This is a genomic window from Pseudomonas moraviensis (assembly GCF_900105805.1).
In the GTDB taxonomy this organism is placed as follows: domain Bacteria; phylum Pseudomonadota; class Gammaproteobacteria; order Pseudomonadales; family Pseudomonadaceae; genus Aquipseudomonas; species Aquipseudomonas moraviensis_A.
In genome coordinates this window covers 184829-208771 of the sequence record NZ_LT629788.1, presented here as the reverse complement: position 1 = coordinate 208771, position 23943 = coordinate 184829, and the positions used below count along the sequence as shown (strand labels likewise).

Below are 23943 nucleotides of genomic sequence, written 5' to 3'. Positions count from 1 at the left end.
CCACAGGGGCACGTTCAACGCCAATCAACTGCAAAAACGGCGTTTCAAACCTTGGCCGCACCCTAATCGGCGCCAAGCATGCCCAGCGAAGCCGGGGTGGTCAAGCAAGATGGCCAGCGCTGTCGACAGTATGGGCCACTATCGGGCCAACTCCGGCTGCGGCTTTCGTATATAAGGCAACAACTCGGCGTGAGCGGCAGTTGATTCATTCACGTCCAGTTGCTGCTTGGCACCCAGGTAATGCTGGCTGAACACATCGAAGTAGGCGTCCAGTGCCGATGCCGCATCGCTGTCACCGGCCAGTTCCAGACATAACGCGGCGACTTCAGCGGTACACAAATGCTCGCTGCGAGTCGAGCGGCGCAAGCGATAGCGCGAGAGTTTGTCGGGCAGCAGACTGAGAATCGGCAAACGATCGAAATACGGACTCTTGCGGAAAATCTTGCGCGCTTCGGTCCAGGTCGCATCGAGCAGAATGAACAACGGACGCTTGCTGCTATCGACGCTCACCGTGTTGGTTACCCGCGACGGCTCGACATATTCACCCGGAAACACCAGATACGGCTGCCATTGCGGATCGTTGAGCAATGCGAGCATCTGCGGGTCAGGCTCGGTGCGCGACCAGATAAACGCGTGGTTGTCGCGCACGACGTCGGCAATCAGCCAGCCGGTGTTGCTGGGCTTGAACACTTCCTTGCCGGTCATGATCAGGCACACGCCGGAACGGGTGTCGACGCTCGGCCGCCACGCGCACAGGCAATGGCTGATGATCACTCGGCAATCACGGCAGCGCTCGGAGCGGAACCCGCGCGCCTGAATCGGCTTGATGCCTTCGTCTTCGCGCTGATCGCGCAGGCGGGCCACGGCGTTGGGGGCATGGTTCATCGCAGGCGACACCGGCAGACAGGGAAACTCGACACGAACGACACTCGGCAGGGCAATAAAGGCCGGCAGTTTACCAGAGCGACGGCTACAAGCCTGTACCGTCCAGACCGGCTCCCCTATAATTCGCCGCCACTGAACGCACCGCCCCGTGACGGGTCGAACCACCAGTCACCGAATCAGGAGAGTTTCATGCTGCGCCTTATCGTTCCCACCGCTGCCATTCTGCTGGCGACGTCCTTTACCGCTCAGGCTGCGTCCCTGAGTGAGCAGAATCTGAACCGAGAGCTGCGCAACGTCGCCGCCCAAAGCAGCGTCGGCACGCCACGGGCGATCAATGAAGACATTCTTGATCAAGGCTACACCGTCGAAGGCACGCAACTGATCAACCATCTGAGCGTGCAGAAGAGCCACGCCGACAAGATGCGCGCCGATCCCAAGGCTGTGTACTTCCAGTTGGGCGCGTCGGTCTGCAATAACCCGTCGTACCGCAAGCTGATGGCCAAGGGTGCGATCATGCGTTACGACTTCACCGAAGTGAAAACCAACAAAGCGATCGGTTCGGCGAGCTATCAGGAATCCGATTGCCCGAAAACTGCGCCCGCCAAGAAAAAGTAATCAGCGTGAAGCGTTAGCGCGCCGCTGTTCATCCTCGGCGCGCAGTTCCGCCACCAGCGCCTGCAGATAGCGCGAGCGACGCTCGCCGCCAGCCAATCGTCGGCAGCACTCTTCCTCGAGACTCAACTGATTGGTCTTGGCCGACTCCTGCAACATTCGATACAGCTGCGTATCGATCTCCAGAACCACTCTGGCCATGCATCCCGCCTCCTTGCCACCCACGAATCCATGAATTGCCTGGCCTTGCGCAAACGCAAGGTTGTCTTGCGACATCTGTATTTGAGTAAATCAGAGTGATGGCCCTTCGCGACACGTTCAGACGAGCGGCGAGGCTTTGTCGCAATTCAGTAAGCGGTTGCCAGGCAAAACGTTACAGCGCACTGTTCCAGTCGGCACGAATGCGTGGGAGGGTCTAGATTCAGAGTATTCCCGATCATTCGTTAACGGCAGAAATGGAACTGCCGGCCCTGTGTGTTTTTGCAGTGCGGCTCGGACGGTCTCGTCAGAGTCACTCGCTCTGTGCAGAAGGAGACGTTGAATGCCCTATCAACCGAACGACCTCTTGAGCCGTCATTTTCAGGAACGCGGCGACCTTATCAGCCAGGTCGAAGCCCAACTCGACCACGTTTCCCCCAACAGCCCGAACATCCCCATCTACCGCGACATGATCCTGACTGTGCTGCGTATGGCTCAGGAAGACCACAACCGCTGGAACGCCAAGATCACCCTGCAAGCCCTGCGTGAACTGGAGCAGGCGTTTCGCGTGCTTGAGCAATTCAAGGGCCGGCGCAAAGTTACCGTGTTCGGCTCGGCACGTACGCCAGTGGAACATCCGCTGTACGCGATGGCCCGCGAACTCGGTGCAGCGCTGACCCGTGCGGACATGATGGTCATCACCGGCGCCGGCGGCGGCATCATGGCCGCCGCCCACGAAGGGGCCGGGCGAGATCACAGCCTGGGTTTCAACATCACCCTGCCCTTCGAACAACATGCCAACCCCACCGTCGATGGCACCGACAATCTGTTGCCCTTCCACTTTTTCTTCACCCGCAAACTGTTCTTCGTCAAAGAGGCCGATGCGCTGGTGCTGTGCCCGGGCGGTTTTGGCACCCTTGATGAAGCGCTGGAAGTGCTGACGCTGATCCAGACCGGCAAAAGCCCATTGGTGCCGGTGGTGTTGCTGGATGTCCCGGGCGGGACGTTCTGGCAAGGCGCGCTGGATTTCATCCGCAACCAACTGGAAGACAACCGCTATATCCTGCCGACGGATATGAAGCTGATGCGGCTGGTCTACAGCGTTGAAGACGCGGTGGAAGAGATCAATCAGTTCTACAGCAACTTCCACTCCACCCGCTGGCTCAAGCGGCAGTTCGTGATACGCATGAACCACAAGCTCCGCGACCAGGCATTGGCGCAAATGCAAGAGGAGTTCGCTGATCTGTGCCTCAGCGACCAGTTTCATCAACACGCCTACAGTGGCGAAGAACATGATGATGCACAGTTCAGCCATCTGGCGCGGCTGGCGTTCGCCTTCAATGGCCGCACCCATGGTCGTCTGAGAGAGTTGGTTGACTTTATCAACCTGCCGGAAAACTGGGCAGACTCAAAACCGCCCACCGCACAACGCTCGCGCGAACCTTCCAACGTGATCTGAAGGCAAAAAAAAACGGCCCGCTATTTTTAAAAATAGCGGGCCGTTTTTTGTTGAATCGATTTAATCGTCCATCTCTCGACCGCTGAACAATCGGTTGATCATCTCCATCGAGAAACCCCGATACGCCAGAAACCGGCCTTGTTTGGCTCTTTCTTTCGCATCAATCGGTAAATGCCCGGAGAACTTGCGTTGCCACGTGTCCTGAAGCTGCGCCTGCCAATTGATACCGCTTTCGCGCAGGGCGACTTCGATATCGGTACGTTGCAAGCCCCGCTGGCTGAGCTCCTCACGAATTCGCAATGGGCCATAGCCGGAACGGGCTCGGTAGGAAACAAAGCTTTCAAGGTATCGCGCTTCTGAAAGCAGTCCCTCTTCCGTCAGACGGTCGAGGGCTGTTTCGATCAGCTCCGCCTCGGCGCCGCGCTGACGCAGCTTGCGCGTCAACTCGACGCGACCATGCTCGCGGCGTGCGAGCAGGTCCATGGCGGTTCGCCGCACCGCGACGAGGGTATCCAGTACGGCGGTGGTCATCGCTGCGATCAGAGGTCAGCGTCGGCCAGGTCGTCTTCGGTCTCTTTGACCGCCGAGGCCTTGGAGTCTGCAATCACTGCTGGCGACAGCAGCTTGTCACGCAGTTGCTTCTCGAGCTTCGCGGCGATTTCCGGGTTGTCCGCCAGGAACTTGGCCGAGTTGGCCTTGCCCTGACCGATCTTGGTGCCTTCGTAGGCGTACCAGGCGCCGGACTTCTCGACGAAACCGTGCAACACACCCAGGTCGATCATCTCACCGTTGAGGTAGATGCCCTTGCCGTAAAGAATCTGGAATTCGGCCTGACGGAACGGCGAAGCCACCTTGTTCTTCACAACCTTGACGCGGGTTTCGCTGCCGACCACTTCGTCGCCTTCCTTCACCGCGCCGGTACGGCGGATGTCGAGACGAACCGAAGCGTAGAACTTAAGCGCGTTACCACCGGTGGTGGTTTCCGGGCTGCCGAACATCACGCCGATCTTCATACGGATCTGGTTGATGAAGATGACCAGGCAGTTGGCGTTCTTGATGTTACCGGTGATCTTACGCAGCGCCTGAGACATCAGACGTGCTTGCAGGCCGACGTGCATGTCGCCCATTTCACCTTCGATTTCAGCCTTCGGTACCAGTGCCGCCACGGAGTCGACGATGATCACGTCAACGGCGTTGGAGCGCACCAGCATGTCGGTGATTTCCAGGGCCTGTTCGCCAGTGTCCGGCTGGGAAACCAGCAGGTCGTCGACATTGACGCCCAGCTTGCCGGCGTACTCTGGATCGAGCGCATGCTCGGCGTCGACGAATGCGCAAGTCGCGCCGGCTTTTTGTGCCTGGGCGATGACCGACAGTGTCAGTGTGGTTTTACCGGAGGATTCAGGACCGTAGATTTCAACGATACGGCCTTTTGGCAGACCGCCGATGCCGAGTGCGATGTCCAGACCCAGAGAGCCAGTAGAGATGGCCGGGATCGCCTGACGGTCCTGATCGCCCATACGCATTACGGCACCCTTGCCGAATTGACGTTCGATCTGACCCAGGGCCGCAGCCAAGGCTTTCTTCTTGTTGTCGTCCATTAAAGTCCTCACGTAATCAATAAGGCCTGACGGCCAACACCTGTATAAGTAGCCAGTATTATTCCACAGCGTTCGAAGATCGCCTACCCCTGATTTTCGATTTCTCGTGCCGCTAGTCGCACAAGCCCCTCTAGCGCGGCCTTCACCGTTTGTCGGCGGACTTCATCACGGCCGCCGGGGAAGTGCTGAACCTCACTGTAAACCGCATCGCCCACACCCCAGGCTAGCCATACCGTGCCCACCGGCTTGTTCGGCGTGCCGCCGTCGGGGCCGGCGACGCCGCTGACCGCCACGGCAAAATGCGCCAGGCTGTGCTGCTGCGCACCGCGCACCATGGCCTCGACGACTTCGCGGCTGACCGCGCCGACCGTTTCGAACAGTTCGTCCGGAACATTCAACTGCCGGGTTTTCTGCCGGTTGGAGTACGTCACGTAACCGGCTTCAAACCAGGCCGAACTGCCCGGTATCCGCGTAATGGCCTCGGCAATCCCGCCACCGGTGCAGGACTCTGCAGTGGTGACGTGAGCATTGAGCACTTGCAGACGTCGGCCCAGTTCAGCGGCCAGTTGGGTGGTCTCTTTCACGGCGAGCTCCGGATCGTGTGGAATGTCTTCACCGTACACGAGCCGGGCATGCTTTCAATACACAGACTCATTCAAAATGTGCGGGCGCCAGCGCTCTGACATAGGCCTGACACGCCTGCAAGGCAATCAATCCGCGGTCGCCGGTGGCGGTGATGGCGATAATTCGTTGAGCATGCGCCGGGTCAAGTCGGGCGCGTACGGTTGCATGATCCACGCCGCCGGTGCCGGCGGTGGCTGGCACCCCGCAGCCTTGGGCAGCGTCGCCGGCGTCGATGAGGACTGACAGGCGCAGATCAGCAGTGGCAAGACGATCGCGCAGGCGATCCTGATCACGTTGGGCATCGCTCAGCGCTCGATAATGGGTTTGTTCACTGGCCGCGAGTCGTTGCTCCAGCGCCAGGCGTTTATCCTGCTCGGCCTGTTGTGCGCTCGCGGCAGTTTGAGTGAGTTGATTCTGCGTCTCGGCGTTTAACCGCGCCTGCTCGGCCAATTGTCGCCCGTAGCGCCAGTCCTGAAATTGCCACGCCGCAGAGAAAACCCCGGCCGCCAGCAACAACAGGCCAATCACACGCCAGGAGCCGGACATAGCACCGTCCTCGCCCGCGCCCAGATTTCCAGACGATCCTGCAAGCCATTCAACCCGCCGTTGATTCGGCGGGTGATGGTGTTGAACTGGTCCGCGTCGGCCAGCTCGTTCAGGCCCCTCTGCGCCCAGAACCACGCCGCCGATTCGGCCGCCCATTGCGGTTGCTCGAGCAATTCGGGCAACGACAACAGACGCTCATCGCCAAACAAGCCGAGGCTGCATTGTCGGTAGTTGGCGCGACCGGTGATTTGAATGAGCCCACGGCCCCGGTACTTTTGCCCGTCGCCATCCGCCTCGGGGGTATTGCCCAGACGCAGCGCCAGGGTGCCGGTGTCGTATTTGCTCAGGTATTGGTTATTGCCCAGTTCGCGCACGTAGCGCAATTGCCCCGACTCGTGACCGACCTGTGCGAGAAAGGCAGCGATGCGCTTGGGCGTATCGATGCGATGCCTGGCCATGGCAGTGTTGAGTACAGAAACAAAAACGCCCGCTTGGGAGCGGGCGTTGGGCATGATGTCGATAAGATTGTTTTCGGTTATTTGCATGCTGCTTGATCCTCCCTGGATGTTGCTCCGATTCAATCACGGATGGCGGCTTATGCTTGCCAGCCATTGTTTTCCGGAGTTTTCAGGCAATGAAGCCTGTGATCAACGCTGCTTCAGATTGCAGCGATCAACCACCCCGGAGCCACCGGCCGATGCTCGCTGAACGGGAAGAATGATCCCTGCGGCCAGTCCCGCAAGTCACGACGATAGGCCTGCAACTGTGCGTATTGCTCGGTAGTCAGCGTGGTACCGCCACCGTCCTCGAGCTCGTCCCGGTCACGCGCTACCAAACCGTCAGTGGCTGCCAACTGTGCCGTGCGCCAGGCGCGCTCGGCATCAGCGGCTGCATCCGGCGAGGGGGGCGGTGGATCGACCAGAATCGGATAGCCGTTAGTGGCGCTCACGCCAATCATTTTTGGCGTGACCGCCAACTGTTGCAGCAAGGAGATCCAGTAGCCCTGGGGAATCTCGATAACGTCGTCGGGAATGTCCGTCGAGTTGATACCCGGTACATACGCGCCGCAGGTGCTGGCGCTGAATAAAACATTGAAGGGGTTCATTCAGTAGCCCTTTGCAAAATAATTCACCGACCAGCCGCCGCTGACTTGACCTACGGCATTGCGAATTCTCAGCGTGCAGCCCTTTGCGCTGTACGCAGTCACCGCAACCATCGCCGCATCGCCACCGGTATGTGTCGCCACCAGCGAGAAATATCCCCTCGGAAACGTCAGCGGAAATGTCACGTAGACATCCCCCTCGGCATTCGAAACCCCCGTGCCCCACTGATCGATATTTCCACTGGCGTGTTTTTGATACCCGGGATTGCTGACCATCCCGGAAAACAGCGCGGCGTATTTCAGACTCGCGGTCCCGTAAACGGTCCAGATGCCACTCTCTCTGACAAAGTTGGCGCTCTCCCCGCTGTTCATCACTATCGAGCCCAAATAAGCGCCCTGTGGACTGATCTGCGCACCGGATTTACTCGCAACCGTAACCGGGGCGCTGTTGCGGCAGTGCAGCCCGATGGTCGCGCCATCCGGAACAGAGGCTGCGTCAGGCAGGGTGACGGTATAGGAAACGGTCCCCCCCATTCCGATCGAGCAACCGATATCAGCGCCCGTCAGTTGCGTTGCGGCGGATATTCCCCGTGCACTTGCGTAATTGCCTAACGCGCGCTGAACAAACTCGGCAGTGGCCACTGACCGACCTTTATCAAACTGGGCGGCAGTCAAAAACAGCGCCGGGCTGCGCAGTGCGCCCAGCAATTGATTATTGGTCGTCTCGTCCGGCGTTAAACCCGCCGCCTGCACAACACTCAGAATTTCCTGCGTTACACCATTTCCCCACACCGCAGGAATCAGCGAGCCCGGCGCTCCATTGGCAGGGTTTTCATCCACGAATCGGCCATTGACCAGGCCGATATTGGGCACGCTCTTTGGATAGTCCATTTTTCGTCTCCGGCTGTTATTCATTCAATGCCGAGTGGGCACGCCGCCGGCCTGGTCTTTCGACCGCAGCTGCAACCAGCAAGGAATGCTGCGCACGGTTGCCGGGGCTGATGTACTCGGCTCATGCAGCAAACATTCACTCGGGCTGCGTGGGCCAATCGATCGCACGAGGAAAAGCGGGCTGACTCTCGATCCTGGAAAGCAGTACCCGGTACTTTCTCCAGAGATCAAGCTGCGCCTGAGTCATTGGCAACTGCGTGATTTCTTCATCTGTTGCCATGCCCAACGCCACGGAGTCCTGCAGGGTGCTGAGGTCACTCTGCAACTTTGCGATCATCGATGACGCCAATGCCGAGAGCCCGGAAGTCTTCATCCGCACTGCATCTTTCAGTGTCTCTTCGTCGGGTTCAGCGATCTCGCCGTATTCCAGCGCAACCGCCCGTTCAAACAACTCTCGACCGTGAGGCTCCGGATCTTTCGGCGAAGCCGTAAACGGTATTTCACCCAATGAATCGCTGGTCTCCTCGAAGGTGACCAACAGGTTTAACGAGGTATGTTCCACGTCGTTCCAGCAGGGCTGACGCGCACTCACAATTGTCATCATTTCAATAAACCCTCACGCATAGAGTGGTGGAGTCAGGGCTGGCCCCGTCAGAGTTTCGGATAGCTCCCATGATTCGCCAGGTGCCGGCAGGTGCTCCACCCCAGGCAGAGCCATCGGTAGCCGTGAACCGGCAGTTGACACCGGCGGCAAGCGCGCCCGGCCCCGTAGCGCCACCGCCGCCAACGACCAGCAAGGCATAAGAACCGACTACTCCAGCTTCTGCGGTGGATTGCGCGGCAACCGCTTTGGCATTACCGATGCCGTCGGTCCAGATGCTGCCCAGATCAGTTGCATCGACCTGTACCCGCAGAGACGAACCATCAGCCGCCCAGCCAATCATCACCGTGTTGTTCGACTGGAAGTTTCCCCCGCCCTGGCGAACCGGTGTAAACCCCAGACGCGGTTGCAACAGATAGACACCGTTATCGGCAGCACGCCGCATGTAGGGCTGATTCGGATCGTTGCTGGCAAACCCCGCCCAGGTGATGCCATCACTCAGAACTCGCGCATTGACTTGACCGGTGATCTCGGCACGCGTCATGCCATCCGTGATGCCATAGCCGGCGAGGGTCGAAGCTGTTCTCGCCAGCATCACGACTTCGTTATTGTTCCTGTTCCGCATATACGGGGAGGCGGGATTGCCACCTGCGAAACCGGCCACCGAACATGTATCCGAAGCGATCTTGGCGTCCAGCAAGCCATTGGTTGCACTCTTGCTGTAAACGTCCGTCACATTGGCCTTGGTGGCGGGGTCAAAGTTGGCCGAACACCACAGGTTGCCGAAACTGGTGGCATCAACCTGGATCAGGATGTTCTTGCCATCCCAGCCAATGGACACCGAGTTGCCGAGTTGTCCGGCACCACTGCCTTGTTTCACAAATGCACTGTTGGCAGCCACCTTGGTGTAAGCATCCGCGATGCCGTAGCCATCAAGAGTGGTCGGGTTAGAGCCGGCGGTTACCTGCCCCCGTGCATTGACCGTAACCTTGCGGTATTCGCCAGAGGCTACTCCGGTGTACCCCGCCAGTAATTCAAACGTCAGCGCTGTGGAGCCGACCTTGATCGGGCCTGGTGTGGTCAGTTGCCAAAGGCGAGACTTGTTCACCACGCCTTCATCGGTCGCAATGATAAAACTGCTGGTCACTTGGTAGTCCTGCGCCGCATCCACTGCGCGCGACCATGAACCGGCAGCCACCACGTAAACACCGTTCTGCGAGGCATTGGCCTGGTCTTTCACCAGCACTCGATCTGCCACGGCCAGTTGTACACCGTCGATGTCCTGCAAACCGCTGAGGGCAATTGTTCCCGTTGTCGCTACCCGCACCGAGTTCTTGAAGTCATGGGCGGCAAAACTCTGGATGGCCTGCAGCAACTGCGTTGAAACATCTTCTTCGGGCTGCATGCCAGCCGCTTTGATCACGTTCAGGATCTCTTGCGTAACGGCATTGCCCCAGGTTGCGGGAATCAAAGAGCCTGGCGTTCCTGCCACCGGGTTCTCGTCCACGAACTGTCCATTCACCAGCCCGACACCGGGGGTGCTTCTTGGGTAATCCATAGTTTTCAACCTCTAGTCGTAATTGATATGCACGCGGGTATGAGCAGGTGCACTGCGGTGGATAAGGCACTCCAGGGCGCTACCGGGATTCACACCAAAGCGTTCGCCCCAATAACTGGCGCCAAACCGGCGACCGATGAATTGCCGCCCTCCGGTGTTGAGTGTCCACATGAACTGTGCCTGCCAGCTGCCAAAGTGCCCGTTACCAAACCGTGAGCGCCCCATTCGCGGCGCCCTCAACTCAGTCACGGTAGCGTTGGGATAGCCTTGGCTTCGGGCAATTTCAACGAAGTAGCCAATGCTCTGGCTGCCTACTGCTAGCAGGCGCCGGCGCACAGCCAGACGACGGTCGTCGAACAAAGGCTTCTGTCCAAGGCACGGGTCAGGCAAATTCATGACCTGCTCCCAATCGGGTACCAGCTCGCTGACGCCGGCCGGATCCATTTCGTTTTGCAGGTCGACGGCGCGCGCGTCCAGACGCGACAGTTCCAGGGAAATGCTCCCGAGCACTGCATCCAGTTCCGGCACTCGCTCCGGATCCCAGGCCGGACCACTGGGCAGCAGGTTGCGTAGCTGGGCCTGATATTGCGCAGCGGTTCTCATGCCTCCCATACGCAACCCCCAAAGGTCAGTAGCTGGTGTTCGGTTGGCACGACATTGCCGACGGGCGCAATCAATTGGTGGTCGTACTCGCCGGTGGCACTGCTGATCGCTTCGCGAATGTGACTCTGCAGCAAGGTATCCCCCAGGCCGGCTTCGCGGTTGTGCAAGTCACGTAACTGCGCTTCCACCGCCGCACGGACAGCGCTGGTATCGGGGCTCAAACGCAATTCATAGGTGACGGGGACCTGCTCCGGTGCCAGCACATGCAACTCGGCGGTGACCGGACGCAATGGTTCGATATAGGCCTGAACCTCGGCCAGTTGCTCTGCCGCGGGAATCGGCTGCGTGTCGTCATCGCGCATGATGAACAGGCGGACAATGCCCATACTGCCCTCACCGCCACGGCACCACGCCCGCGTCACACCTGGCACTTCCAGTGCCCAGGTTTCGTAATCGCTGGCCGCGCCGCCGTGGGGAATCACCCGATAGGATCGAATCACTCGCGAGCGCAGTGACTCGAGGCTTTCGCGCGCCACGCCACCGCTGAGGCCCGGCGCCAGCACCACGAAGCTGTTGCCGACGATGCCGGCAATCGGCTGCACCGGGGTCAGCGTCAGACCGGCATCAGCGTTGCCCAGACTGCCGGCCTCCAGCGCCGCAATCGTGGTGCTGTTACTGCCACCGACGGTGGTGCGCGCGGTGGTGACTTTGTAGGTGCGGCCATCGTTCGCTTGCAACAGCGTGTCAACGTCGAGCACGGCGCCAGGCGTGGCCGTAAAGCTGACGCTGCCGGTAGCCACTTGTGCAGCTTTGCGCGGCTGGTTCAGGCGCAGCGCGGCGATGCGTTCCAGGGTCGACTCGTCAGCCTTGTCGGGCAGGATCTGCTGGGCAATCCAGTCGAGATAACCGTACAGGCCATAAACGGCGCCGCCGAGGGTACGGGCCAGCACTTGCGCATCGGACTGGCGCAGCGAATCGCCGGCCAGGTCGCTTTGGGTGCGCTTGATCAGCACCGGCAGCGAAGGGGTTTCAAACGGCATAGATCACCTGCCAACTGTTATCGGGGTTGATGTCCAGACGTTCGCCGTCGGCCAGCGTCAGGACCGTGCGCAGGTTCAGGCGCTGGGCATCGAGGCGTTCGCTGATGATGTCGATGGCGCTGCAGTGGCCGTCGTCGAGCAGCCACTGCAGGGCTTCGCGGGCATAGAACTCGGCGTCCATTTGCGTCTGCCGGGTCAGCTTGACCCGGCGTAACAGCCACAGCCGCGAGCCGATGCGATCGTCTGCAACCGTAGGAAAACTGTCGCCCCACCAGCCGAAGCGTTCATCGTCATCAAGGGCGTCGTCATCGGCGGCGCGACGCCAGGTGAACAGGCTGATGAGCACGGCGCGGGTCAGTGCGGCGTGGAGGTTCTGGCTGATGAACATCATTGCCCTCCTGCCGGCGCGCCGGTCTGACCGTTACCGGCCTGCACGCCAACGTGGACGTGTTTGATCTGGCTGATGCCGCCGGCCAGTTGATCACCCGTGGAAACGATCTTGCCGGTCTGGTTTATGACCGGCGTATCGAAATTCACCGCGCTGCTGGCGCGGATGTTCAGCGTGGCAGTTTCGATGTCGATGATCCGCCCGCGCTTGAAATGAATCCTGTCGCCTTCGTCGGTGTAGATCGCCACTTCACCGGCAGCCAGTGCTTGCAAGCGATAGCGGCGGTCGGCGATGACCAGGGCGATGGCGTGGGAACGGTCGCCGCCGATGAAGGTGACGACGCCTTCCGCCCCGGCCAGCGGATGACTGGTGAAGCCATAGGGTTCGAAGTGTTCGAGGTCGTCATTGACTTCGCCGGCGGTGAGGCGCATTTGCAGCGATTGCAGTTTCGAAGCCGAATTGGCGAGCACGACAGTGCCGCGCGCCAGCAGGCGTGTCAGTAGGCTCATGGTTTTTTCTCAAAAAGGTGGGCACAACGCGAACAACTGTAGGAGTGAGCCTGCTCGCGATGGCGGCATGACAGTCGACACTTCTGTGTCTGTTGAACCGCTATCGCGAGCAGGCTCACTCCTACAGGGGGCGGTGCAAGGCTCAGGTTTGCTTCGGGGGAGTCGGATCAGGATCAAAGGTATGCGGCGGTGCCACTTGCAACGTGGTCACCGAGCCCTGCGCCGACAACGAATAGGTGACTTTTGAAATCAGCATGTCGCCATCGAAATCGAGCACCGGATCCTTGACCTTCACCAGCGTGTTGTGGCGCCACAAATCACCGTTGCTCTGCCGCCAGCCCTGCACCTGATAGGTGGTGGCCTGAGCCCGGCCCATGCGGGTCGCGCTTTCCCATTGGGCACGCTGTTGCGCCAACTCAAAGGTCAGCTGCGTGCCTTCATTGATCACCGTGGTGCGCCGACGTTTGAAGCTCAGATCCGCCGCCGTCGACTCGACCTCGCTGACCGCCGCGCCGCTTTTCGCATCCGAGCCCTTTTGCTGGCCGATCACCCGGTATTCGGAGAACACCTGGCTGAAATCCATCGGTGCATTGGCCGACAGAATGTTCTTGCCCAGCTCCAGCGCATCGCTGGCACGCCCGCCGCTAGCGGGTTTGGCCAACACCAACTGGCCCAGCTCGTTGTCGGTGGAAAACACCCGCAGCAGCGACAGCAATCGATCGATCGACTGGAATACCGTTTCGCCCGGCACGATGGTGTGTTTGCTCAGGCGTGTGGTTTCGCTGATTTGGTTGACCACCGACAGGCCGTACTCGCTCACCAGATCCCGGACGATGGTCAGCAAGGGTTGTTGCTGCCATTGGCTGGGCAGGTTACGGGCGGCGCAATCGACCAGATCCTGGGTCTTGGAACTGCCCTCGATGGTCAGACTGATCTGTCGCCCGTCATAGCGGATCGGCGCCTTGAACACATAGCCGGTGAGCACCAGATCCTTGCCGATTTTTACCTCGCAGGGGTCGCCGGGCTTGATCCTCTGGTCCACGGTCTGCCCAGGCCATTGCCAAGTGATGTCGAGTTTGAAAGTGCGGAACTGACGCTCAAGATCAGCAGTGATTTCGACGCTTTTCCAGCCGCCGTATTGCATGTCGTTGACCGTCAGCGTGACGTGATTGTCCATCTCGTTCATGGCGTCACTCCCGCGAGACTTTCACGTCATTGGGCGAGAAACCGGGATGGGTGATCCCGTTGCGCTGAATCACTTCGTCGACTCGCGTGGCGTCGCCGAACTGCTTGTAGGCCACGACCACTGCCGGAAAGCTTTCCTGAAACGACTTGCTGACTTGCCGCACGCCGGAGGACGCCACCGCTTTGAGATGAGCCACCAGCGCCTCCTTTACATCATTGATGGCCTGGAAGTGCGCAGGCCCGGCTTTCGCCAGCATCGGATCAATGGCGGCAGTCACCGCCGTGCGCAGGGCTTGCATATCATCGCTGACAGGCACTTCCTGACGGCTGACCGGCGATGTCGACTGTTGAGCCACCGACGGTGTCGACGCCAGTTTTACCGGCGTGGTCGCCACCGGCATCGAGGCCACCCACTGCGCGACTTTGACCAGCATCGTGTCTTGCACCAGATCGGCCATCGCTTGCGCTGCGGCACTGGTGTCCTTGCCGGTGGTGATCTTCGGCGCATCGGCCTTGCGAATCGCTTCGAGTTGCTGCGACACGTCGGCAATCACGCCACGGTAGCCTTCCTTGGCAAACGCTTTAAGCTCCTTGATATCGCCGAGCAAACCCTTGAATTCTGCCGCCACTTCCCTGGGCAGCTCCTTCACGGCTTTGACCAGTTCGGTGATCTGCCGATATTGCTCGATCAACGGTTTCAGTTGCTCCTTGATCACCTCGTAGACGCCGGTAAGGCTGTTGCGCAGGTTGGTGATGCCGATTCGCGCAGCCTTGATCAGCGTCATCGCCTGTTCGAAACGCGCCACCGCCGAACCCAGCAGACCGTCGGCTTTGGCCAGCAGCACTTTCTGTGTGCTGACCGTGGCCGTCGGAAACGGCAGCGGCTGATCGGGATAAAACTTCAAGGCGAACGTCACCAGCCCACCATCCTGGCGAGTGTGGGTCATGTCGCATTCGCCGACCTTGACTTGCAGGCGTCCGAGCCACGGATGCACCAGCTCGCCACGACCCTGCTCCAGGGCCTTGAGCAGCTTGTCGCGCTGCTCCAGGCAATCGGGGCCGATGATGAACGCGGTCAGATCGTGGGTCTTGGCCTGCTGGCCGAGGTCCTCGAAAAAAGGCAAGTCGCGCTGCGGGTATTCGTGCAACTGCCCTTTGCGACCGACCGGGGTTTTCGCCTGGTCGATCCAGAAACCGACACCCCGAAAGGATGCCGGCAACAAACGGTCACGCCAGTTCATTGGAACCTCCTGTCGACAGCGAGCGATAGCCGATGCGTGAAGACACGGCCAGGCCAGGTTGATTGGTTTGCGGTTGTTCGGTGCGCAGGCCCGCCGGCGCATTTTCGAAGCGCACGGTCAGACCGCCTTCGAGTTGCGTACGGTTATTGGCGGCGCTTTGCTGGATCAGCGCGCTGGAGGTTTGCGGCAACGAACCGCTTTGCAGTGCACCGTTGCCAGCAGGCGCCGGACTGGCAGCGAAGAACGCCGGTGCCAGTTCGCCTTTGCCTTCGGCATTGGTCTCGCGTTGCGCTTGGGTCAGCGTTTCGACCTTGCCGGTGACCTTGGCGATCAGTCCGGCGAAGCCACCCTCGAACAACTCCTTGATAGGCGCAATGACGGTTTGCAGCTTTTGCCACAACTCGCCGAACCACTCAGTGATCGGCCCCCAACTCTCGATGATCTGATCCAGAGGTTTCCATTCGAACAGACTGTGCAGAAAATCCACGACCGGCGCGGAAAGCGCCAACACGACGCCCCAGATCGCCGAAAAGACCTCACCGATCGGCTGCCAATACTGAGCAACCTGCTCCAGCGGCGACCACTCGAACAGGCTGGTGAAAAAGCCTCTGACCCGCTGCACAGACGTTTGCAGCGCCATCCAGATCGGTTCGAAGAACCCGACAATCCCACCCCAGGCGCTGGTGAGCATTTGCATCGGGAAAAAATCGAATAGCGTCCGCAGGATATCCCGGGTGCTTTGTACGGCCGATCGCAGCGTCGTGAACATCGGTTCGAAGAACGTCACGACACCACCCCACGCATCGGTAATCATCTGCATCGGCGAGAAATCGAACAGGTTTCTGAGAAACGCCATCACCGGCACACTCAAGGCCTTGAGCAATTCCCAGATCGCCGAGAATAGGCCAGTCAGCGGCCCCCAGTTTTCAATGATCATTCCGGCCGGGGACCAGGAAAACACCGATTGCAAAAAGTCAGTCACCGGCGCGGTGACTGCTTTGACTTTGTCCCAGATGCCCGAAAAGAATCCGCCGAGCGGCTCCCACAGCGCCGCCAGTGCAGCCATCGGTCGCCAGTCGAGTATCGAGCGCAACGTCGCCATCGCACTCGCCCCGGCGTTTTTCACGCCTTCCCACATCCTTGTGAAGAAGGCGCTGATCGGTGTCCAGTTGGCCACGATCAGACCGGCGGCGACGGCAATGCCCATGGCAATCAGCATGATCGGGTTGGTCTTCAGCACCATGCTCATCACATCGAACACTTGCGTGGCGCCGGCCACTGCGGTTTGCATCGCCGAAAAGGCAATGGCCCCCGCCGCCAGGCCTTCGACCAGTTGCGGATTGTCGGCGAGCAGGCTGCCGACCTGAGTCAGCACCGGCTCCAGGCCAACCACCAGCGCCCCGACGGCTGGCACCAGCGCGGCGTCGACCGAGGCCGAAACCTTTTCCATGGACGCACTGAACACATTCATGTTCTGCGCGGCGGCTTTCGGCGCGGCGGAAGGATCGACGGTTTTCGCCGTGTCGCTGACTTCGTTCAATTTGCCCTGGAACGCCGCCGCCGATTTGATCCCTTCCACGAACGGCGTGATGACACTGCCGCCCTTGAACAGACCACTGATGTCCAGTTTGCCGAGGCCGGTCTGCTCGAGATTGTTTTTGAAACTCTCGACCTTCACACGCAGGGCGCCCAGTTTGGGCGAGAGTTCATCGATGCCGGTGATCAGCACCGGTTTCGGGGTTTTCTTCTCTTCGTCTGCCATCACTGCACCTGCTGCATCGCGTTGATCCGTTGCGCGTGCTCCAGCGATTCGCGGAGCACATCCAGTGGCCTGGCCATCATCTGTTCGGGGTCAACCTTCCAGAACCAGGCCAGGTCATAGGCGACAGCGATCAGGTCGGTGATGGCTCCGACGCCGCACTCATGAAAAAACTCGCGACGGCCCAGCTCAGCGCGTTGAGGTCGGCCAGATCCAACTGGTTGACCGACGACGGCGGGATGCCGGCGCACACGGCGATGTATTTGGCCGCCACGTCCATGTCGAGGCTGACTTCTTCGCTCTTGTCGATCTTGTACGGCAGCGCCTTGATCGTTCGCACTTCCTGCACCGTCGGACGGCGTAGGACGAGTTCGGTCAGGGGCTCGCCGTGGGCTTCGATCGCCACCTGAAGCTTCACTGCGCCGCTCATTGCCAGGTCCCCTTGATGCCCTCGAATTTCAGTTCGATGGTGGCGTCGTCGCCTTTGGAGACCGGTTCCTCGACCAGGTAAGCGCCGGCCAGTACGTAGACTTTGCCGTTGCTGAATTCGCAGGTGACGGTGATATCGGTGCCTTCGATCAGCTTCTTCAGCGGGAAGTCGGCGGTGTGCAGCGCGGTCACTTTGAACGACGGCGCGATATCGGTTTCCTTGTAGAAACCGGGCACGACGGTTTCACGTTTGACGGCCATCAGCGGGGCTTCGCAGCCGCCATTGATGGTCAATTGTGCGCCGTCGACCTTGACGTAGCAGGTGCCTGCAATCAGTTGACCCATGGTGTTTCTCCCTTCAAATAAAAAGCCCACGCGAGGCGGGCTGAATGCTGACGTCGACTGCGCAAATCAGGCCGCGTCGTCGTACTGCAGACGGAACTGGTTGAGCAGTGCGAACACGCGCAGGCCGTTGATGTAATCCGGCGGGAAGAGCACGTTCACGCGGCTCGGGTCCTGCACGTCGCGTTCGACGATCAGGTGCTCGGCGAACAGCTCGGCGTTTTCCACGTGGCCTTCCAGTTCAAGCTTGGCGTACTGCGCGATCAGCTCACCGCGAATGGTCGCTGGCGTGACGATCGGCTGGCCGGCGCCGAAACGGGTGCCGTCGGAGGCCAGTTTGTGCCGCCCGTACTTGCTGGTGATCACGCTTTGCAGACGGCGCACGATGAACGCCGACTGGTGCATGGTTTCGCTGTCCAGATAGGAGTTGTCGGCCTGACCGTAGGCGTTTTTCTGGTAGGTGGTGATCGAGCGCTGGATGCGCACATAACCGCCTTCGTAGTAAGCAGTGGCGATGCCGTAGTTGAGCAGCGACTGACGCTCGGTCAGGGTAAAACGCTCGCTTGCCGGCGCCGGGTCAACGCCCGGCAGACTGCCGCTTTGCGTCGGACGGCTGGCGTCGGCGGAGATGAACACCGCGGTGCGCGCAGCCAGTGCCGCCGCTTGTACCCAGAAGGGTTGCGGTACGCCCGGTTCCAGCGCCTGAATGGTCATGTGCTGATCGTTGCGCGCCTGGCCTGCAGCGACCAGCGTGCCGACGGTGCCGCGTTTGGCACTGTAGACGTGACCGAACAATTGCTTGGCCCACGACCAGCGCCCGGTGCTGTCATCCATGACCGCTTGCCAGACATTCAACGTAGCCAGATCGGACCATGGCAGTGCGATGAACTCGAACGGCTCATCACCCAGTGCCGCGACGGCGGCGATCTGATCCGGCACACCGGCGCCGCCGGTCATGGAGGTGATTGCGCTGGTCAAGCCAGCCGGGGTTTCTTCGCCATTGCTTTTGCCCAGGCGATTGAATTGCAGGCTGATGTCGTTGCCGCTGTCGCCCGTCCATTTGGCAGTCAGGGTGACGACACCTTCGGCAGCGGCAGCGCTCACCGGCAAGTCGGCAGTGGCGTTGATTTTCTGCGCCAGCGCAGTGGCCGCTTGAGCAGCAGTGGCGCCATTGACCACGGTGGCCTGCACACGCACGCCGCCGACATAAAGGTTGAGCATGCCAGCCTGGGTCGCAGCTCCGGTCAGGGTCAGTACACCTTTGGCGATGGCGCCTTCGGTGTTGTGCAGCGGCAGGCACCAGATCTCGCCGATCGGGTCAGCCTTGCGGAAGGTCTCGTACATCGAAGCGAGCATCGAGCCCTGGCCGCCGATGCTTTTCGCCAGTGCCACGCTGGAGACCAGCACCAGTTTGCCGACTTCGGTCGGGGCAATGTTGTCGTTGACCTGCGCGACGATCAAACGGCGCATGGCCGAGGTCGCGCTATTGGCCGCCGAGTTGTCCATTTCGGCATAGAACAGCGGCACACGAATGTCCGCCGGGATGTTGCTGAATCCGATCGCCATTATTTGGCTCCCTGTGGTTTAGCCGCTTTTGCGGTTTTTAGTGTGATATCGCCGTCCGCCAGACGTCGGCGCCACCAGGCGCTGTCCAGCACTTCACGGCCTGCGTCCGGCAGCAGGTCGCCCGCCTCCGGGTCAGGTACGACACGGCCGGCGGCCGGCACTACGGTGATGCGGTTGCTCATGGGGTTGCGTCTCCAGAGAAAGTCATTTCCACCCGGCCATCGGGGCCCGGGCGTTGCAGGTTGGGGTCGGCCGGATCGATCGCATCGACCCGCACCGTCATCCCGGTAAAGGACGACAAAGCGTCCAGTTCGCGCTCGTGCCAACTCTCCGCAGGCTGACTCGGCAGATTGCGGCCGAGCTGGAACTCGGCGTAAAAACGCAGCCGATAAAACACGCGGCTGGTGTTGATCGACACCAGCTCACCGCCGTCATAGACGATGGCGCTGTAGTCGGAGTCGGGCTTGAACCCCACCAGCGCGCGCCACAGTTCGGCGCGCAGGTCGTGCAACAGATCCAGCGCTTTTGTAGGGTCAGAGGCATCAAGCGCCAGAACGATTTCGAAGCGCTCGCGGATCGGTTGGGCGGTGAGGTTCTGTGCGCTGCCGACACTGGCCAGATCGGCCAGCGGCAGAACGTGGGCCGAGGGTGTCGGGAGATCGGGGCTGCCCTGCAGCAACGCCAGATCGACACCCACCGAAATACGGTTGGCAAGGCTGGGGCATTGCCCACGCAAGTGCGTGAGGATCGGGGTGATCTTCATGGGGTGTTCCAGATTATGAAAATGACCACAGGCCCCTGTAGGAGTGAGCCTGCTCGCGATAGCGGTGGGTCAGACACATTGATTTTGGCTGTGGCACCGCTATCGCGAGCAGGCTCACTCCTATAAAGGAACCGGGTCGCTGCGGAATCAGTCTTTTAAATCAGCCTTCGGATCTAGGCCCGAGGCATCAATCAGGCAGCGATAGCTGTTCTCGCGACTGCCGCTGGCGGTGACCTTGTCGATCGACCAGCGCCCGCGCATGAAGTCCGGCCAGCTCTCGTCGAGCAACACCAGACCTTCGGCGGCCAGCCGTGGATCGCCCGGGCAGGTGATTTTCACCTTGTACTTCTGCCGCAGCATCTTGCGCACTTCGCCCTCGCCTACTGCGATCGCATCGGCTTCGCTGGGCTGCTTCTGGCGCAAGGTCTTGAACGGCGCAACGCCCGTTTCAACCCAGCGCAACACCCCGGACGCCGCATCCCAGAAACAGGTCTTGCAGCCCTTGGCCTGCTCGCGGGCAGATTCTTCCAGCGTGGCGCTGATGAAGGCGGGATCGCCGGGTCGGTTATTGTGAGTAACCGACAGGGTCACGTCCGGCAGAACCTGTCCCGACAACGACTTGGTCTGCCCGGGCCGCGCCAGCACGTATACATCGCCATACGGCTTGGCGACGACGTTGTACTTTTTCGCCAGACGGGTGACAAAGCCCATATCCGTTTCGTTGGACTGGTCGATGTGCTCGATGCGGATCAACGAAATCTCAGGCGCGACCCGCGGCGAAAAGCCGTGCGGCTCGACCAGCTGACGAAATAATCCACCCAGCGTCGTCGGCCCATGACTGACGGTGCGGCGCTGCTTGAAGCCGGTTTCATCGTCCTTGCTGAACGGCGCCGCAGTGGCCACCAGGGTGAGGCGAAACGGAAACAGTGTCGGCGTCAGACGCGTCACTTTGAACAGGCCTTTGTCGACCATTGCGGTTTCTCGATAACCGACTTGCAGGCCGATCCTGCCGCCCAGATTCGGCAACCCCTCAAGCCCCTCCAGATCGACGGTCAACGTCAGTTGATCGGACTCGAAACCGGCGGCGTCGATGTGCTCCCAACTGATCAGGCGCTGATTGAGCAGGGCCGCGTTGGCCCCGTAAATATTCACTGCCGGCGTAAATCCCAGTGCCATGCAACCTCCTAATCCCAAGCCGTCGGCGCTTTGACCACGGCGGGTTTCACATCCAGTTCCGGCAGCCCGATCCAGACGCCAGCAGGCAGCACCGGCCCGTGCTCGGCCAGGGTCGGGTTGAGCTTCCACAGCGCTTCTTCGGCAGCGTCATCACTGCGCCCGGTTTCGCGGTAGAGCAGCAGATTCACCGAATCACCGGCCACGCTTCGTGCTTTACGCATTGTTGAACTCCGCCAATTCAATCACCCAATCGACCACCATCGCGGTGCCGTCATCGATGATCTGGGTCTGGGTTTCCTGAACGCTATTGATCCGCCACAGGCCCCAATTGCGACCGATGCCGTCGATCAACGGCAGAGGCATGCGCAGCGCCTGCAAGGCTCGTAATTCATCGAGCCGATCCATGGCTACGGCGTACATCGATTTGCCGGTGATGGTCAGGGTTTCCGGTTTCTGTCCGGTCTGGCTGGACTTGGGTTTGCTGGTGAGGATCTGTATTTCGGTCCAGCCGCCATCAGCCTTGCGCAGCAACTGGTGATACGCAAAGTTGCGCGACAGACCGAAGATGAAACTGCCCAGTGCCATTTGTTGTTTCATCAGGCGACTCCATCGGTCAGAGCTGCGTCACGGCGGGTGGCGAGGGGGTTGGTACTCATTGTCGATATGAACTGAGTACTGAAATGGTTTTGCATCACTTGCGAGATCACCGCGCCGACTTTTTCGGAGCTGGCGATTTCACTGCCGCTGATCTGAATCGACGGCGCGTAGGTGATCTGCTGGTTCTGCGTCTGAGCGTTACTCAGATCCTTGGCCACTTGAGCGGGAGGCGCAAGTTTGTCCTCGGCAGGCTTGCCCCATTGTTCACCGACGTAAGAACCGAGCATTCCGCCAAGAGTCCCACCGAGAAATGTCCCAATACCGGGCGCAATGAAAGTACCGATCGTGGCGCCAATGGCAGTGCCGGCCAGCTCGCCGGCCGCACCTTTGACCGCTTGGTCATCGCCTTCTCGCCAACCTTTCAGTCCGGTATAGGCCGCGTGGGCAACGGCCAGCGGCGCTCCCAGTTTTACCGCCGGCAGCGCATGGGCGATTTTTGGCATGACCTTGGCGCCAACGCTTTCGACCAGGGGCATAAGCTTGGCAAAGGGCCCTTTGAGTCGCGATGCCATCTGGCTGTTGCCCAGGCCATCGGTGAACAGTTTGAAGCCCGTTTTGATGTCATCAAACAGAGGCGCGACCTTGGCCGTGAGCCCCCCCAAACGACTGCTCCCACTGGCGCGTGGAACTGTCGTGCGCGCCGATGTTCTGGCCGGCGAGCGCCGACCCGGTCGACGACCCGATCGTTTATTTTTCCGTCCGCCATCAGAGACATCGTCACCGACGATGGCATCAGCAATATCGGGGGGCAATCGTGTCGTCGCCAGACGTAACAGCTTCGCGGAAACGGTGTCGAGGACTGACGCAACGCCGGTTTTCAGCGCCCCGCCAACAAAAGGAAGAGCAGCGGCACCAAGCAGAACCAATCCTGCAGTAAGCGCCGGTAAAGCCTCCGCCGCAGTACTCACGCCATTGGCCAGCGCGGTGAGCACCACTGCGGCACCATCGGCCAACGGCGCCAATGCCGTGCCGAATGCGGTGGTCATCCGGGTCAGACTCGCATCGAGCGCATTCCAGCGCCCTTGCGACGTATTGCCAAATACCTCGGCGGATTTCGCGGCTGCCCCCGAATCGGCGCCAAGTTCCGATGTCGCGTATTGGTGCTTGTCGGCCACTTGGGAGAATGCATTTTTTACATCCTCTGGTTTCTTCAGCAGTTCAAGAACTCTGACGTCGTTTTCGCCAAACAGCGTCTTCGTCAGTGTTGCCCGTTCTTGCAGCGGTTGTTTATTGAGTGCAGCAAGCATCGAGTTGATGGCAGCGGGAGCGTCCTTGCGCATCTCTCCTGCCAACGATTCGGGATTCAACCCTAACTGGCTCAGAGCCGTACGTTGCTCCGTCGATGCATCTGCGCCCTTCGCCAGCACCGAAGTAATACCCTTCAGCGCGGCGCTGGCACCCTCCTTGTCTGCACCGCTGTTGAGCAGCGCAGCCGCCAACGCGGCCACTTGCTCGGGGGTCATGCCAGCAGTGATTGCAGCCTCGCCGGAACGCTGCACAACCGAACCGATGTCGGCTGCCCTGGCGTCCAGACCACTGTTACCGAGGTAGCTTGTAGCGTCAGCCAGATCCTGGCTCTGGTAGCGATCCAGCTTCAGCGACGAACGCCATGCCGCCAACATCTCGCCAGCCGTTTTGACGTCCATCCTGAACGCCGCTGCGTTGATCGCGGCATCACGGGAAAACCACTTCAGTTCGTTCGCCCGCTGGTCGCCCTTGGCACCGTCGGCGATACCGGATCGTGCTCCGGCGACTTGCACTTGCAACAGGTCGGCGTTGGTTGCACCACTGGCCGCCACCTGTTTGTCACTGGCGAGTTCCAGCGTGCTTTGTGAATGGGTTTGAAGCTGGTCATTGCTCATCCTGAGCAAATGATTGAGTTCAACCAGCGCAGTCTCGTTGGCCAACTCCGGTTGCATAAGCTTTGGCGGCGGACGCTGCTCGATCTCGGCCTTGAGCTTCGACTTCGGTTCGCTCGTCGCGGGGGTGGCGGCGCCAGTCTTGAAGAACGATTGCTGAGTGGCCAGCAACTCGCGAAGCTTGATGTGTTCCTGGGTCAGCAAGCGAATATCCACGCTTGCCAATGCCAGTGTCAGCTTCAAATCCTGCAGCGGTGTGCCGAGGTTGTCGGGTAGCGTAGATCCACTTGTTGTATTGCCGCTCTCACCGGCGTACGTGAGCGCATATTTGCTCTCTGCCATGCCGCTCTAC

29 protein-coding genes are annotated in these 23943 nt (G+C 60.2%); 2 read left to right on the top strand and 27 right to left on the bottom strand.

The window, feature by feature from the left end:
• Positions 1–138 precede the first annotated feature (138 nt).
• Positions 139–885, bottom strand: a complete 747-nt coding sequence (locus BLU71_RS01115; RefSeq protein WP_083352137.1) for a tRNA-uridine aminocarboxypropyltransferase — start codon at positions 883–885, stop codon at positions 139–141.
• A gap of 189 nt (positions 886–1074) precedes the next feature.
• Between BLU71_RS01115 and BLU71_RS01110 the strand changes: the two genes are divergently transcribed.
• The gene (locus BLU71_RS01110; RefSeq protein WP_083352136.1) at positions 1075–1500 is read left to right on the top strand and encodes a PA3611 family quorum-sensing-regulated virulence factor; all 426 of its coding nucleotides are present in this window, start codon (positions 1075–1077) and stop codon (positions 1498–1500) included.
• Here BLU71_RS01110 and BLU71_RS01105 read toward each other — a convergent pair whose 3' ends face one another.
• Complete coding sequence (locus tag BLU71_RS01105; RefSeq protein WP_039762578.1) at positions 1501–1698, bottom strand: hypothetical protein; 198 nt, start codon at positions 1696–1698, stop codon at positions 1501–1503.
• Positions 1699–2038: 340 nt separating this feature from the next.
• Between BLU71_RS01105 and BLU71_RS01100 the strand changes: the two genes are divergently transcribed.
• The gene (locus BLU71_RS01100; protein ID WP_042607038.1) at positions 2039–3154 is read left to right on the top strand and encodes a TIGR00730 family Rossman fold protein; all 1116 of its coding nucleotides are present in this window, start codon (positions 2039–2041) and stop codon (positions 3152–3154) included.
• Positions 3155–3214: 60 nt separating this feature from the next.
• On the opposite strand, the gene recX is transcribed toward BLU71_RS01100, so the two are convergent.
• From recX to BLU71_RS00975, 25 genes are all read right to left on the bottom strand, one after another.
• Positions 3215–3685: a recombination regulator RecX gene (gene recX, locus BLU71_RS01095; RefSeq protein WP_042607037.1), complete on the bottom strand. Its 471-nt coding sequence runs from the start codon at positions 3683–3685 to the stop codon at positions 3215–3217.
• An 8-nt stretch (positions 3686–3693) separates the two neighbouring features.
• On the bottom strand, positions 3694–4752 hold the full coding sequence (gene recA, locus BLU71_RS01090) for a recombinase RecA (protein WP_024011876.1): 1059 nt from the start codon (positions 4750–4752) through the stop codon (positions 3694–3696).
• 83 nt (positions 4753–4835) lie between these two features.
• Positions 4836–5336: a CinA family protein gene (locus tag BLU71_RS01085; protein ID WP_064364288.1), complete on the bottom strand. Its 501-nt coding sequence runs from the start codon at positions 5334–5336 to the stop codon at positions 4836–4838.
• Positions 5337–5403: 67 nt separating this feature from the next.
• Positions 5404–5922, bottom strand: a complete 519-nt coding sequence (locus tag BLU71_RS01080) for a lysis system i-spanin subunit Rz (RefSeq protein WP_083352135.1) — start codon at positions 5920–5922, stop codon at positions 5404–5406.
• Complete coding sequence (locus BLU71_RS01075; RefSeq protein WP_083352134.1) at positions 5901–6467, bottom strand: glycoside hydrolase family 19 protein; 567 nt, start codon at positions 6465–6467, stop codon at positions 5901–5903. The genes BLU71_RS01080 and BLU71_RS01075 overlap by 22 nt, the downstream gene beginning before the upstream one ends.
• Before the next feature lie 113 nt (positions 6468–6580).
• Positions 6581–7027 carry a phage tail assembly chaperone gene (locus tag BLU71_RS01070; RefSeq protein WP_083352133.1) on the bottom strand — a complete coding sequence of 149 codons (447 nt, stop codon included), beginning with the start codon at positions 7025–7027 and terminating at the stop codon, positions 6581–6583.
• Positions 7028–7915, bottom strand: coding sequence for a gp53-like domain-containing protein (locus BLU71_RS01065; RefSeq protein ID WP_083352132.1), 888 nt, complete (start codon positions 7913–7915; stop codon positions 7028–7030).
• Positions 7916–8051: 136 nt separating this feature from the next.
• Positions 8052–8519, bottom strand: a complete 468-nt coding sequence (locus BLU71_RS27855) for a tail fiber assembly protein (RefSeq protein ID WP_269457520.1) — start codon at positions 8517–8519, stop codon at positions 8052–8054.
• Position 8520: 1 nt separating this feature from the next.
• Complete coding sequence (locus BLU71_RS01055; protein WP_083352131.1) at positions 8521–10074, bottom strand: phage tail protein; 1554 nt, start codon at positions 10072–10074, stop codon at positions 8521–8523.
• Between the two features lie 12 nt (positions 10075–10086).
• Positions 10087–10686 (bottom strand): YmfQ family protein, encoded by a 600-nt coding sequence (locus tag BLU71_RS01050; protein ID WP_083352130.1) that lies wholly within the window; start codon positions 10684–10686, stop codon positions 10087–10089.
• A complete protein-coding gene (locus tag BLU71_RS01045) occupies positions 10674–11717 on the bottom strand; it encodes a baseplate J/gp47 family protein (RefSeq protein ID WP_083352129.1) in 1044 nt (347 codons plus the stop codon). Before BLU71_RS01045 ends, BLU71_RS01050 begins: the two co-directional genes overlap by 13 nt.
• Entirely contained in the window at positions 11707–12105 is a 399-nt protein-coding gene (locus BLU71_RS01040) for a phage GP46 family protein (protein ID WP_042607026.1), read from the bottom strand. The genes BLU71_RS01045 and BLU71_RS01040 overlap by 11 nt, the downstream gene beginning before the upstream one ends.
• Positions 12105–12614 carry a phage baseplate assembly protein V gene (locus BLU71_RS01035; RefSeq protein ID WP_039762553.1) on the bottom strand — a complete coding sequence of 170 codons (510 nt, stop codon included), beginning with the start codon at positions 12612–12614 and terminating at the stop codon, positions 12105–12107. Before BLU71_RS01035 ends, BLU71_RS01040 begins: the two co-directional genes overlap by 1 nt.
• A 142-nt stretch (positions 12615–12756) precedes the next feature.
• Positions 12757–13800 (bottom strand): phage baseplate assembly protein, encoded by a 1044-nt coding sequence (locus tag BLU71_RS01030; RefSeq protein ID WP_083352128.1) that lies wholly within the window; start codon positions 13798–13800, stop codon positions 12757–12759.
• A 4-nt stretch (positions 13801–13804) separates the two neighbouring features.
• Entirely contained in the window at positions 13805–15040 is a 1236-nt protein-coding gene (locus BLU71_RS01025; protein ID WP_083352127.1) for a DNA circularization protein, read from the bottom strand.
• Entirely contained in the window at positions 15027–16802 is a 1776-nt protein-coding gene (locus tag BLU71_RS01020) for a phage tail protein (protein ID WP_083352126.1), read from the bottom strand. Before BLU71_RS01020 ends, BLU71_RS01025 begins: the two co-directional genes overlap by 14 nt.
• A 130-nt stretch (positions 16803–16932) precedes the next feature.
• Positions 16933–17229 (bottom strand): phage tail assembly protein, encoded by a 297-nt coding sequence (locus tag BLU71_RS01015; RefSeq protein ID WP_083352125.1) that lies wholly within the window; start codon positions 17227–17229, stop codon positions 16933–16935.
• Complete coding sequence (locus BLU71_RS01010) at positions 17226–17573, bottom strand: phage tail tube protein (RefSeq protein WP_007908779.1); 348 nt, start codon at positions 17571–17573, stop codon at positions 17226–17228. The genes BLU71_RS01015 and BLU71_RS01010 overlap by 4 nt, the downstream gene beginning before the upstream one ends.
• A gap of 66 nt (positions 17574–17639) precedes the next feature.
• Positions 17640–19136 (bottom strand): phage tail sheath subtilisin-like domain-containing protein, encoded by a 1497-nt coding sequence (locus BLU71_RS01005; RefSeq protein ID WP_083352124.1) that lies wholly within the window; start codon positions 19134–19136, stop codon positions 17640–17642.
• Positions 19136–19318 carry a DUF2635 domain-containing protein gene (locus BLU71_RS01000; RefSeq protein WP_065615273.1) on the bottom strand — a complete coding sequence of 61 codons (183 nt, stop codon included), beginning with the start codon at positions 19316–19318 and terminating at the stop codon, positions 19136–19138. Before BLU71_RS01000 ends, BLU71_RS01005 begins: the two co-directional genes overlap by 1 nt.
• Entirely contained in the window at positions 19315–19899 is a 585-nt protein-coding gene (locus BLU71_RS00995) for a phage tail terminator protein (protein WP_083352123.1), read from the bottom strand. The genes BLU71_RS01000 and BLU71_RS00995 overlap by 4 nt, the downstream gene beginning before the upstream one ends.
• Positions 19900–20046: 147 nt before the next feature.
• On the bottom strand, positions 20047–21075 hold the full coding sequence (locus BLU71_RS00990; protein WP_083352122.1) for a phage tail protein: 1029 nt from the start codon (positions 21073–21075) through the stop codon (positions 20047–20049).
• Between the two features lie 8 nt (positions 21076–21083).
• Positions 21084–21296, bottom strand: a complete 213-nt coding sequence (locus BLU71_RS00985; protein WP_083352121.1) for a tail protein X — start codon at positions 21294–21296, stop codon at positions 21084–21086.
• Positions 21289–21672: a phage tail protein gene (locus BLU71_RS00980; protein WP_083352120.1), complete on the bottom strand. Its 384-nt coding sequence runs from the start codon at positions 21670–21672 to the stop codon at positions 21289–21291. The genes BLU71_RS00985 and BLU71_RS00980 overlap by 8 nt, the downstream gene beginning before the upstream one ends.
• Complete coding sequence (locus BLU71_RS00975; protein WP_083352119.1) at positions 21672–23933, bottom strand: phage tail tape measure protein; 2262 nt, start codon at positions 23931–23933, stop codon at positions 21672–21674. Before BLU71_RS00975 ends, BLU71_RS00980 begins: the two co-directional genes overlap by 1 nt.
• Positions 23934–23943: the final 10 nt, after the last annotated feature.

Coding starts and splice junctions, on each gene's coding strand:
- BLU71_RS01100 (WP_042607038.1), top strand. CDS start 2,039: ATGCCCTATCAACCGAACGACCTCTTGAGCCGTCATTTTCAGGAACGC.
- BLU71_RS00980 (WP_083352120.1), bottom strand. CDS start 21,672: ATGAAACAACAAATGGCACTGGGCAGTTTCATCTTCGGTCTGTCGCGC.
- BLU71_RS00995 (WP_083352123.1), bottom strand. CDS start 19,899: ATGAAGATCACCCCGATCCTCACGCACTTGCGTGGGCAATGCCCCAGC.
- BLU71_RS01080 (WP_083352135.1), bottom strand. CDS start 5,922: ATGTCCGGCTCCTGGCGTGTGATTGGCCTGTTGTTGCTGGCGGCCGGG.
- BLU71_RS01000 (WP_065615273.1), bottom strand. CDS start 19,318: ATGAGCAACCGCATCACCGTAGTGCCGGCCGCCGGCCGTGTCGTACCT.
- BLU71_RS01030 (WP_083352128.1), bottom strand. CDS start 13,800: ATGAACGAGATGGACAATCACGTCACGCTGACGGTCAACGACATGCAA.
- BLU71_RS01005 (WP_083352124.1), bottom strand. CDS start 19,136: ATGGCGATCGGATTCAGCAACATCCCGGCGGACATTCGTGTGCCGCTG.
- BLU71_RS01010 (WP_007908779.1), bottom strand. CDS start 17,573: ATGGGTCAACTGATTGCAGGCACCTGCTACGTCAAGGTCGACGGCGCA.
- recX (WP_042607037.1), bottom strand. CDS start 3,685: ATGACCACCGCCGTACTGGATACCCTCGTCGCGGTGCGGCGAACCGCC.
- BLU71_RS00990 (WP_083352122.1), bottom strand. CDS start 21,075: ATGGCACTGGGATTTACGCCGGCAGTGAATATTTACGGGGCCAACGCG.
- BLU71_RS01020 (WP_083352126.1), bottom strand. CDS start 16,802: ATGGCAGACGAAGAGAAGAAAACCCCGAAACCGGTGCTGATCACCGGC.
- BLU71_RS01015 (WP_083352125.1), bottom strand. CDS start 17,229: ATGAGCGGCGCAGTGAAGCTTCAGGTGGCGATCGAAGCCCACGGCGAG.
- BLU71_RS01075 (WP_083352134.1), bottom strand. CDS start 6,467: ATGCAAATAACCGAAAACAATCTTATCGACATCATGCCCAACGCCCGC.
- BLU71_RS01110 (WP_083352136.1), top strand. CDS start 1,075: ATGCTGCGCCTTATCGTTCCCACCGCTGCCATTCTGCTGGCGACGTCC.
- BLU71_RS01055 (WP_083352131.1), bottom strand. CDS start 10,074: ATGGATTACCCAAGAAGCACCCCCGGTGTCGGGCTGGTGAATGGACAG.
- BLU71_RS00975 (WP_083352119.1), bottom strand. CDS start 23,933: ATGGCAGAGAGCAAATATGCGCTCACGTACGCCGGTGAGAGCGGCAAT.
- BLU71_RS01035 (WP_039762553.1), bottom strand. CDS start 12,614: ATGAGCCTACTGACACGCCTGCTGGCGCGCGGCACTGTCGTGCTCGCC.
- recA (WP_024011876.1), bottom strand. CDS start 4,752: ATGGACGACAACAAGAAGAAAGCCTTGGCTGCGGCCCTGGGTCAGATC.
- BLU71_RS01105 (WP_039762578.1), bottom strand. CDS start 1,698: ATGGCCAGAGTGGTTCTGGAGATCGATACGCAGCTGTATCGAATGTTG.
- BLU71_RS00985 (WP_083352121.1), bottom strand. CDS start 21,296: ATGCGTAAAGCACGAAGCGTGGCCGGTGATTCGGTGAATCTGCTGCTC.
- BLU71_RS01040 (WP_042607026.1), bottom strand. CDS start 12,105: ATGTTCATCAGCCAGAACCTCCACGCCGCACTGACCCGCGCCGTGCTC.
- BLU71_RS01070 (WP_083352133.1), bottom strand. CDS start 7,027: ATGAACCCCTTCAATGTTTTATTCAGCGCCAGCACCTGCGGCGCGTAT.
- BLU71_RS01065 (WP_083352132.1), bottom strand. CDS start 7,915: ATGGACTATCCAAAGAGCGTGCCCAATATCGGCCTGGTCAATGGCCGA.
- BLU71_RS27855 (WP_269457520.1), bottom strand. CDS start 8,519: ATGATGACAATTGTGAGTGCGCGTCAGCCCTGCTGGAACGACGTGGAA.
- BLU71_RS01050 (WP_083352130.1), bottom strand. CDS start 10,686: ATGGGAGGCATGAGAACCGCTGCGCAATATCAGGCCCAGCTACGCAAC.
- BLU71_RS01045 (WP_083352129.1), bottom strand. CDS start 11,717: ATGCCGTTTGAAACCCCTTCGCTGCCGGTGCTGATCAAGCGCACCCAA.
- BLU71_RS01115 (WP_083352137.1), bottom strand. CDS start 885: ATGAACCATGCCCCCAACGCCGTGGCCCGCCTGCGCGATCAGCGCGAA.
- BLU71_RS01025 (WP_083352127.1), bottom strand. CDS start 15,040: ATGAACTGGCGTGACCGTTTGTTGCCGGCATCCTTTCGGGGTGTCGGT.